The sequence below is a fragment of the Streptomyces sp. NH27 genome (assembly GCF_056859195.1).
Map to the genome: position 1 here is coordinate 1 of NZ_JACEGK010000301.1, position 9,598 is coordinate 9,598.

The 9,598-nt window shown below is 73.5% G+C and carries 7 protein-coding genes and 1 pseudogene; 1 reads left to right on the plus strand and 7 read right to left on the minus strand.

Going from position 1 to position 9,598, the window contains the following annotated elements; all coding sequences use genetic code 11:
- Together AC13HU_RS23040 and AC13HU_RS23045 are read right to left on the minus strand one after the other, a co-directional pair.
- A partial coding sequence (locus AC13HU_RS23040; protein WP_483043842.1) for a UvrD-helicase domain-containing protein occupies nucleotides 1-964 on the minus strand: 964 nt, incomplete at its 3' end.
- 223 nt (nucleotides 965-1,187) lie between these two features.
- Entirely contained in the window at nucleotides 1,188-1,643 is a 456-nt protein-coding gene (locus AC13HU_RS23045) for an MGMT family protein (protein ID WP_483043843.1), read from the minus strand.
- Between the two features lie 194 nt (nucleotides 1,644-1,837).
- Between AC13HU_RS23045 and AC13HU_RS23050 the strand changes: the two genes are divergently transcribed.
- A complete protein-coding gene (locus AC13HU_RS23050; RefSeq protein WP_483043838.1) occupies nucleotides 1,838-4,759 on the plus strand; it encodes a lysylphosphatidylglycerol synthase transmembrane domain-containing protein in 2,922 nt (973 codons plus the stop codon).
- A gap of 84 nt (nucleotides 4,760-4,843) precedes the next feature.
- On the opposite strand, the gene AC13HU_RS23055 is transcribed toward AC13HU_RS23050, so the two are convergent.
- The 5 genes and pseudogenes from AC13HU_RS23055 to AC13HU_RS23075 form a co-directional block, all read right to left on the minus strand.
- Entirely contained in the window at nucleotides 4,844-5,410 is a 567-nt protein-coding gene (locus tag AC13HU_RS23055; RefSeq protein ID WP_483043839.1) for a hypothetical protein, read from the minus strand.
- A 367-nt stretch (nucleotides 5,411-5,777) separates the two neighbouring features.
- Complete coding sequence (gene moeZ, locus AC13HU_RS23060) at nucleotides 5,778-6,956, minus strand: adenylyltransferase/sulfurtransferase MoeZ (RefSeq protein WP_483043840.1); 1,179 nt, start codon at nucleotides 6,954-6,956, stop codon at nucleotides 5,778-5,780.
- A gap of 136 nt (nucleotides 6,957-7,092) precedes the next feature.
- A complete protein-coding gene (locus AC13HU_RS23065; protein ID WP_483043844.1) occupies nucleotides 7,093-7,836 on the minus strand; it encodes a spherulation-specific family 4 protein in 744 nt (247 codons plus the stop codon).
- 269 nt (nucleotides 7,837-8,105) lie between these two features.
- A complete protein-coding gene (locus AC13HU_RS23070) occupies nucleotides 8,106-9,008 on the minus strand; it encodes an NAD-dependent epimerase/dehydratase family protein (RefSeq protein WP_483043841.1) in 903 nt (300 codons plus the stop codon).
- Nucleotides 9,009-9,250: 242 nt separating this feature from the next.
- A pseudogene (locus tag AC13HU_RS23075) lies at nucleotides 9,251-9,598 on the minus strand (hypothetical protein); the annotation flags it as partial.

Consider the following 9,598-nt stretch of genomic DNA (forward strand, 5'->3'; position numbering starts at 1 on the left):
GTGCGGCACCGGCCCTGCGGTTGCCGGTGAGCACGCGGACCGGGGCGGGGCGACCGGCCCGGTCGGGGAAGGCGGCGGGGACGTCGAGGATGCCGTTCACGTCGGCGCCCCGGAAGGCGTAGATCGACTGGTCGGGGTCGCCGAAGGCGACGAGGGTGCGGCCCTGCCCGGCGATCGCGTGCAGCAGCCGGACCTGCGCGGCGTCGGTGTCCTGGTACTCGTCGACGAAGACCGCGTCGTAGCGACCGGCGAGTTCGGTGTGCACCTCGGGCCGCCGGACCAGCCGGACCGCGCGGTGCACGAGTTCGGTGTAGTCGATGACGCCCTGGAGATCGGCGACGTCCAGGTACTCCTGGAGGAAGGCGGCCGCGGCGAGCCAGTCGGGGCGGCCGATACGGCGGGCGAAGTCGGCGAGCGCGCGCGGGGCGAGGCCGAGTTCGCGGGTGCGGGCGAGCACCGCGCGCACCTCGTCGGCGAAACCGCGGGTGGTGAGCGCGGCCCGCAGGTCGTCGGGCCAGCTCACCTTGGCGCGGCCCTCGCGGGCGAGCCGGGCCTGCCCGGCGAGCAGTTCGCGGACCATCAGGTCCTGCTCGGGCCCGGACATCAGCCGCACCGGCTCGGCGAACAGGTCGGGCTCCTGGTGTGCGCGCAGCAGCCCGTAGCAGAACGAGTGGAAGGTGGTGGCCTGTGGCGCGACGGTCGCGCTGCCGGTCACGGCCTGCGCGCGGGCGGCCATCCGGTCGCGCAACTCGACGGCGGCGGCCCGGCCGTAGGTCAGTACGAGCACCCGGTCGGCGGGGGTGCCGGCCCGCACCCGGGCCAGTACGGCCTCGACGAGCGTGGTGGTCTTCCCGGTGCCGGGTCCGGCGAGCACCAGGAGCGGTCCCGGCCCGTGCTCAACCACAGCGCGCTGTGATGCGTCCAGCACTGGAGGCGCGGCGGACACCGCCGGGGCGCGCACCAGCCGGTAGCCTCCGACGCCCGGGCGGGTCGCGCGGGCGTGGCCGGTCCGGGCGTCCCGGCCGGGCGCCGCGGAGGCGCTGCCAGGGGAAACGTCAGGAAGTGGGGAAGAGGGATTCACGTGGTTCGCCGGTTTCGTGGTGGTCAGGCAATGTACTCGGTGCGGGCAGGTCGTGGCATGGGTTGCCTCCGCATGGCGGAAGCTGGATGACATGACCCTCCGGCCGTCATCCGCCGCCCGCGCCGCCCGCCGGCCCGGGCCCGCCCTTGGTGCCGGCGCCGGGCGCCCGCCCGGGGCCGTCCGCAGCGTGCGCATCGCCGGGCGGGTGCCCGTCCCAGCGGGCCCGGCGCATGTCCAGGCGCGGTATGTGGCCCTCGGCGGCCGGACCGACCGTCCGCAGCGGGGTGCCCTCCGCGCGGTACGCCGCCAGGGCGCGCTGCTCGTGCCCGGCGAGCAGCACCCCGTCGGAGCGCACCACCCGCCACCACGGCACCACCGCTCCGTAGTCCGCCATCACCCGGCCGACCTGGCGCGGGCCGCCCTCCCCCAGCCACTCGGCCACGTCGCCGTACGTCATGACCCGGCCGGGCGGAATCAGGTCCACCGTGTCCAGCACCTTCTCCGCGTACGGGCCCAGCTCGCCCGCCCCCGTCGCACCGCTCTCCTCGCTCACCCGGCCAATCCTGCCGCACACCGCCGACACCGGGGGGCTACGGCTCCGTACGCACACGGCGCATGCCACCATCGTCCCGGCGGTGACTGGTGATACGAGACCAAGAAGAGACAACTGGCGACAAACAGGGCGCCGGCGAGACCGTGGAGGCCGCCGGCGCTCCCGGAGCGCTGCCCCCGTCCGCCCCTGAACCGCGGGCAGCGATGACCGCGGACGGCGATCCCGGCGCGAAGGCGGCGGCCGGCGACTCCGACAGTTCCGGCAGTTCCAGCAGCTCCGGCGCGGTCGGCTCCGACGGTTCGGGCAGCTCGGCCGACTCCGGCCACTCGGACGGCGCCGACGGCCCCGCCCAGCCGCCCGCCCAGCCGCACGGCTCGCACCAGGCGCCGGAAGAACCGTTTTGGTCCGGCCCGGGCACCGAGGGCCCGCCCTCCGACGACCTGCCGGCCGACGACGCGCCGCTCGAACCGGCCGGCGCCACCCGGCAGGCCGTGTCCGTGGACGAACCACTGCTCGCCGCCCGGGTGCACCGCCCCGCCGACCTGGTGCGCTTCTGCATGGGGCTGCTGGGCTTCGGGGTGGTGCTGGCCATCGCGGCCTTCGCGCACGCCACCACCAACGGCCTGGAGACCGACATCACCAAGGGCGCCATGCGGGCGCCCGACTTCTTCTCGTCGTTCACCGGCACCACCGCGAGCGTGGCGGTGCTCATCGTGCCGGTGGCGTTCGCCGTGGAGCGGCTGGTCAAACGGGACGGGCTGCGGATCGCGGACGGCGTGCTCGCGGCCGTACTCGCGCACGGCGCCGCGCTCGCCACCGACCTGTGGGTCACCAACGCCGCCCCCAGCTCGATCCGCGAGGCGCTCTCGCACGGCGCGCCGACCGGCCTGGGCATGACCGACCCGGTGCAGGGCTACCTCGCCCCGGTGATCGCCTACGTCACCGCGTCCGGCATGGCCAGACGCCCGCGCTGGCGGGTCGCGCTGTGGTTCGTGCTGGTGCTGGACGCGTTCGCGGTGCTGGCCGGCGGCTACACCACGCCGTTCTCGATCGCGCTGACCCTGCTGATCGGCTGGACCGTCGCCAACGGCACGATCTACGCGGTCGGCTCGCCGAACGTCCGCCCCACCGGCCACAACCTGCTCGCGGGCCTGCGCCGGGTCGGGTTCGCGCCGCAGACCGCGCGGCGGGTGGTGGAGGCCGGCCCGGAGAGCGCGGACTCCGACCGCGGCCGCCGCTACCTGGTCACCCTGGAGGACGGCCCGCCGCTGGATGTGACGGTGGTGGACCGCGAGCAGCAGGCGCACGGCTTCTTCTACCGGGCCTGGCGGCGGATGTCGCTGGTCGGCGGCATCACCCAGCGCCGCAGCCTGCTGTCCCTGCGGCAGGCGTTGGAGCAGGAGGCGCTGCTGGCGTACGCGGCGATCGCGGCCGGCGCCAACGCCCCGAAGCTGATCGCCACCTCCGAGCTGGGCCCCGACGCGGTGATGCTGGTCTACGAGCACATCGGCGGCCGGCGGCTGGACGCGCTGGACGACGCCGACATCACCGACGCCCTGATGCGCCAGGCGTGGACGCAGGTGCGCGCCCTCCAGTCACGGCGGATCGCGCACCGGCGGCTGGTCGGCGAATCGCTGCTGGTGGACCGGAACGGCCAGGTCTTCCTCACCGACCTGCGCGGCGGCGAGATCGCCGCCGGCGACATCCTGCTGCGGATGGACATCGCGCAGTTGCTGACCACGATGGCACTGCGGGTCGGCCCCGAACGGGCGGTGGCCGCGGCGCTGTCGGTGCTCGGTCCGGACGCGGTCGCCGCGTCGCTGCCGCTGCTCCAGCCGATCGCGCTGAGCCGGTCCACCCGCGGCGAGCTGAAGATGCTCAACCGGGCTCGCGCGGGACGGGAGCGCGAAGCGGTGCTCGCGGCCTTGTCCGCGGACAAGGAGGCCAGGGAGCGCAGCAGGGCGCACTCCGCCCGCGGGTCGGCGGGCGCCTCTTTGGCGAGCGCCTCTACGGTGGCCGCCGAGCAGCAAGGCGCGCAGGCCAAGGCGCGGTCGAAGGCGGAGCGGAAGGCCGAGAGCAAGGCGGAGAAGCGCGCCATGGAGGATGCGCTGGAGGAGGTCCGCGAGGAGGACCTGCTGTCGCGGATCAGACAGCAGGTGCTGCTGATCCGCCCGCAGGCGCCGGTGGAGCCGGTGCGGCTGGAGCGGATCAAGCCGCGCACCCTCATCACGGTCATCGCGGGCGCCTTCGCCGCGTACTTCCTGCTCTCCCAGCTCTCGTCGGTGCCGATCGGCCACGCCATCGTGCACGCGGACTGGAAGTGGGCGCTGGTCGCCGTGGTCGGTTCCGCGGCCAGTTACGTCGCCGCGGCCGGCGCGCTGTCCGGTTTCGTGCCGGAGCGGCTGTCGTGGCCGCGGACGGTGATGGCCCAGGTCGCCGGGTCGTTCGTGAAGCTGGTCGCGCCTGCCGCGGTGGGCGGGGTGGCGCTGAACACCCGTTACCTGCAGAAGGCGGGGGTACGGCCCGGGCTCGCGGTGGCCAGCGTGGGCGCCTCTCAGCTCGTCGGGCTCGGCTCGCACATCGTGCTGCTGATGGCGTTCGGCTTCATCACCGGCACCGAGAAGACGCCGTCGCTGTCGCCGTCCAGGACCGTCATGGCGGGGCTGCTGACCGCGGGCGTGCTGGTGCTGGTGGTCACCGCGGTGCCCGCACTGCGGAAGTTCGTCTCGACGCGGGTGCGCGCGCTGTTCGCGGGCGTCGTGCCGCGCATGCTGGACGTGCTCCAGCGCCCGGCGAAGCTGCTCACCGGCATCGGCGGCACCCTGATGGTCACGGTGACCTTCGTGCTGTGCCTGGACGGCTGCGTGCGGGCCTTCGACGGGAACCTCAGCTACGCGACGATCGCGGTGGTCTACCTCGCGGGCAACGCGCTGGGGTCCGCGGCGCCGACGCCGGGCGGTGTCGGCGCGGTCGAACTGGCGCTGACCGGCGGCCTGATCGCGGCCGGCCTGCCGAAGGAGGTGGCCACCCCGGCGGTGCTGTTCTTCCGGCTGCTGACCTTCTGGCTGCCGGTGCTGCCGGGCTGGTTGGCCTTCACGCACCTCAGCCGGAAGGGCGAGTTGTAGGACCTGACGAGTTGTAGGACCGGGAACCGTGACGGAGGCCGTCCTGCCGGCCGGCGGGACGACCCGGTCGGCAGGATCGGCGGCTCACTGGTCCTCGATGTCCGAGATCTGCTTGGTCGCCAGGTCGGACTGGACCTTCAGGTACGTGTAGTACGGGCTGCTCGGATTGCCCCAGGTGAGGCGGACGATGCTGAAGGCGTGGCCGGCGCCGCCGCCGTCGGCCGTGACCTGCCAGCCGATCGGGTTGTCCTGGGCGCGCAGCACACCGTCGGCGTGCTGCGCGGACTCCCACGCGGCCAGCTTCGCCCGGCAGCCACTGGTGAGGTAGTGGTCGCGCAGACCGTTGCGCAGGTCGTCGTTGCGCGCGTCCCACACCACGTCGATGTAGGCGCCGTAGAAGTCCGCGACGCGGTCGACGGTCGACTGCGGGTCGCCCGAGCGGACCGGCCCGGCGGCCTGCGGCACGGCCGCGCCGGTGGTGTGGTCGCCGTGCACGCTGCCCGCGGACTGGGCCGGCGCGGCCGGGTGCGTGTCGTGCGTGGTGTTCGCCTGCGCGGCGGCAGCGGGAGCGGCGACGGCGAGAGCGAGCGCGGCAGCGGTGAGTGCGAGCCTGCGGACGGTGCTCCGGGTGCGGGTACGCGTGAGTTGCATGGGTGCATGACCTTTCATGGGATGTGTCGCGATAGACCACTCTTATCCAATAAGCGATCTGACACCCCGTAAGACCGTCTGTGTCCTGGAAGGGTTGTCCTTCGTCCGGGGAAAATCCGTACACACCGCGCACCCGGCGGCTACTGACGGCGTGACACGTCCGTGCCCCGATAGGCACAGCACCGCTTTCGAACAGGCTCTTCCGCTTCGATACGGTGAAATCCTGGATACGGGGACCAGATTCGGGTGTCGTCATTGCCGCGGACCCGGTGGCTCCCTTTGCGACGACCGACACACGGCATGCGTAAGGGGCGGCACCCCAGGGTGCCACCCCTTACCTGTCGGCCTGTCGGCCTGGCCAACCGGCCTAGTAGATCGGCTTGTCCGGCTCGATCGTGTTGACCCAGCCGATGACACCGCCGCCGACGTGCACGGCGTCGGAGAAGCCCGCGGACTTCAGCACGGCCAGCACCTCGGCGCTGCGGACACCGGTCTTGCAGTGCAGCACGATCCGCTTGTCCTGCGGAAGGTGTTCGAGGGCCGAGCCCATCAGGAACTCGTTCTTCGGGATGAGCTTCGCGCCGGGGATCGACACGATCTCGTACTCGTTCGGCTCGCGGACGTCGATGATCTCGATGTTCTCGCCGTCGTCGATCCACTCCTTGAGCTGCTTGGGAGTGATCGTGGAGCCGAGCGCGGCCTCCTGGGCCTCCTCGGAGACGACGCCGCAGAACGCCTCGTAGTCGATCAGTTCGGTGACGGTCGGGTGCTCGCCGCACACCGCGCAGTTCGGGTCCTTGCGGACCTTGACCTGGCGGTAGGTCATCTCCAGGGCGTCGTAGATCATCAGCCGGCCGACCAGCGGGTCGCCGACGCCGGCCAGCACCTTGATCGCCTCGGTGACCTGGATCGAGCCGATCGAGGCGCACAGCACGCCGAGGACGCCGCCCTCGGCGCAGGAGGGCACCATGCCGGGGGGCGGGGGCTCCGGGTACAGGCAGCGGTAGCAGGGGCCGTACTCGGACCAGAAGACCGACGCCTGGCCGTCGAAGCGGTAGATCGAACCCCAGACGTACGGCTTGTTCAGCAGCACGCAGGCGTCGTTGACCAGGTAGCGGGTGGCGAAGTTGTCCGTGCCGTCGACGATCAGGTCGTACTGCGCGAAGATCTCCAGCACGTTCTCGGCTTCGAGCCGCTCTTCGTGCAGGATCACGTTCACGTACGGGTTGATGCCCTGGACGGTGTCCCGGGCGGACTCGGCCTTGGAGCGGCCGATGTCGGCCTGGCTGTGGATGATCTGGCGTTGCAGGTTCGACTCGTCGACCTCGTCGAACTCGACGATGCCCAGCGTGCCGACGCCCGCCGCCGCCAGGTACATCAGCGCGGGCGAACCGAGGCCGCCGGCCCCGACACACAGCACCTTCGCGTTCTTCAGCCGCTTCTGCCCGTCCATCCCGACGTCCGGGATGATCAGGTGACGCGAATACCTGCGGACCTCGTCAACGGTGAGTTCGGTGGCCGGCTCGACCAGGGGTGGCAGCGACACAGGGACCTCAGCAATACGGTTGGGTAGATCATCGGACAGTAGGCACGGGCGGCCGCCCGCACGTCCTGGCCCTGTAACACTGCCACGCCCTTCTTCATTCCAAGACACCAGGTCCGCAGGCCGAGACGGGACCGGGTCACATACTGGGCGGCAGCTCCTCGCGCACCTTGCGTACCGCTTCGTTCCAGTGGCCGGCCAGGCCCGCCCACGGGTCCGCGCCGCCCCAGTCGGTGCGGTCGGTCATGTACACGGTGCCCGCGCCCTGCCAGCGGGCGACCCGCAGCGCGGCGTCGAGGTGCGTGGCGGGCAGCCCGTGCACCAGGTGCGCGAAGAGCCGCGGCGGATACTCCGCAGTCCATGTCGGCGCTTCCGACCAGCGGTAACGCGTCCACGGCCCGGCGAAGACCACCAACTGGTCGGCGAACTCGGCGTAGCCGGGGTAGGGGTGCGTGCCCGGTGCGAGCACCACCCGGCCGCCGTCCGGCAGCAGCGCCCGCAGCGTCGAGGTGGCCCGGCGGCACTGCGCCACCTCGGCGCGGAGCGTTGGCGCCCGGTCCACGTAGAAGCCGTCCACCTGGTACCGGTCCAGGTAGCGCGAGGCGTCCGCGACCAGCTCGCCGTACGGCCTGGTGCCGTACACCGCGTCCAGCCGTCCAAGAAGTGGGACGGCGTTCTCACGGACTCGGGCGAGCGCCTCGGCGCATAGGGGGTCCACGCGGTTGCCGGGGCCGGACGACACGTCGAAGGCGGCCCAGTCCACCGGCGCCCCCGGCCGGGCCAGCTCGGCCCACTCCGCGGGCGCGACCAGCGGGTGCGCGAAGAGCGGCACCCCGAAGCCGGTCCGGCCCTCGGGCGCGGCCGGGGCCGGGCCCGGCGACACGGCGCCGGACGGGTCGGCCACGGACAGGTCGGAGACGGGCGGATCGGACACCGACGGACCGGCCACCGAGGAGCCGGACGCGGCCGACGGCGCCGCGCCCGACCGGCCGCGCGGGGGCACCGGGCCACGGCGGGTCGGCGCGTCACCGCGAGTCGACGGATCGGTCCGGATCACCGGATAGGTCCGGGTCGGCACGTCACCGCGGCTCGGCGGGTCACTGTGCCTCGCCGGGGCGCTCCGGCTCGCCGGGGCGCTGCGGGGGAACGGGTTCAGACGCGGCATGCCGCCTCCATCCACACATCGGCCAGCGACTCCTCCAGGCCGATCCGTGGCCGCCAGCCGAGCCGGTCGCGGGCCGTGCGCACGTCGGCCTGCTGCCAGGACCCGCAGCCGTCCGGATACGGCGCGGCGTGCGGCGGGTCGTCCAGCTCGCGCAGCGCGCCGTCGTACCCGGCGACGTGCGCGAGCGCCCCGGCCATGTCCCGCATCCGCACCGCCCGCCCGCTGCCGATGTTCACCACGCCCTGCGCCGCCGACAGCGAAGCGGCGTGTACGGCCCTGGCCACGTCGCGCACGTCCACGAAGTCGCGTTGCGCGCTCAGCCCGCTGAGCTTCAGCTCACCGTCGCCGTTCTGCATCGCCCGGCGCAGCGCCTCCGCGACCCGGCCCAGCGGTGCCCCGGTCGGCGTGCCCGGCCCGACCGGGCTGAACACCCGCAGCACCACGGCGTCCAGGCCCGACCCGAGCACCAGCTCGGTGGCGGCGAGCTTGCTCACGCCGTACGGGCCGCCCGGCCGCGGCGAGGCGTCCTCGCCGGTGGACGAGCCGACCGGCGAGGGGCCGTACTCCGATCCGCAGCCGACCTGTACCAGCCGGGCCGCGACCGAACTGCGGCGCAGCGCCTCGCAGACGGTCGCCACGGCCACGATGTTCTGCCGGGTCAGGTCGCGGGCGTTGCCGCGGGTGGAGCCGGCGCAGTTGACCACCACCCCCGGGTGGACCGCGTCCATGAACCGCGACAGCACCCCGGGCGCACCCGAGGCGAGGTCGAACCGTACGTCCGCGTCGTCGCTGCGGCCCAGCGCGGTCAGTTGGCAGGCGGGGTCGGCCAGCAGGCGTTCCGCGACATGGCGGCCGATGAAGCCGTCGGCCCCGAGCAGCAGCACCCTCATCGCACACCCCGCCGGGTCCGGCGCCCCACGACCGTGCGACCGCCCGGCGCGGGCTGCGCCGGAGACGACGGGACGGGGATCGCGAACGGGCCGACCGGCACGGCCGCCCAGGGCGGTGCGGCCGGTGGGCGGCCGTACAGGTGTGGGGCGCCGGGGGCTTCCGGGGTGATCGCTTTCGGAGTGATCGGGGTGGGCGGGCGATGCGTGCTCACGAGGGTTCTCCTGGTTGGTGGTACGGGAGGTCAGGTGCGGTGGGCCGAGGCGCGCGGGACGAGGTGGAGTGAGTGCGCGGCCAGGACCAGGGCGGCGGCGCCGCAGGCCACGGCTTCGGCGGGGCCCGCCGGGAGCAGGGCCGGCAGCAGGGCCTGCGCGGCCACGGCGACGACGAGGCCCGCGGCGGCGGTCCGCGGCGCGCCGTGGACCGCGAGCAGCCGGGCCGCGAACAGCAGCGCGCCGACGGCCGAGCCGCGGAACGAGCCGAGGACGGCGAGCAGGACGAGCAAGGTCGCGGCGTATCCGGCCAGGGCCGCGATCAGCCGGGGGCGGACGGCGTCGGCGAAGTCGGCGAGGCCGTGGCTGGGGGCGAGTTG

What these genes read in the sequence shown, in the direction of transcription:
- AC13HU_RS23050 (WP_483043838.1), top strand. Translation starts at nt 1,838, where the DNA reads ATGACCGCGGACGGCGATCCCGGCGCGAAGGCGGCGGCCGGCGACTCC.
- AC13HU_RS23055 (WP_483043839.1), bottom strand. Translation starts at nt 5,410, where the DNA reads ATGCAACTCACGCGTACCCGCACCCGGAGCACCGTCCGCAGGCTCGCA.
- AC13HU_RS23070 (WP_483043841.1), bottom strand. Translation starts at nt 9,008, where the DNA reads ATGAGGGTGCTGCTGCTCGGGGCCGACGGCTTCATCGGCCGCCATGTC.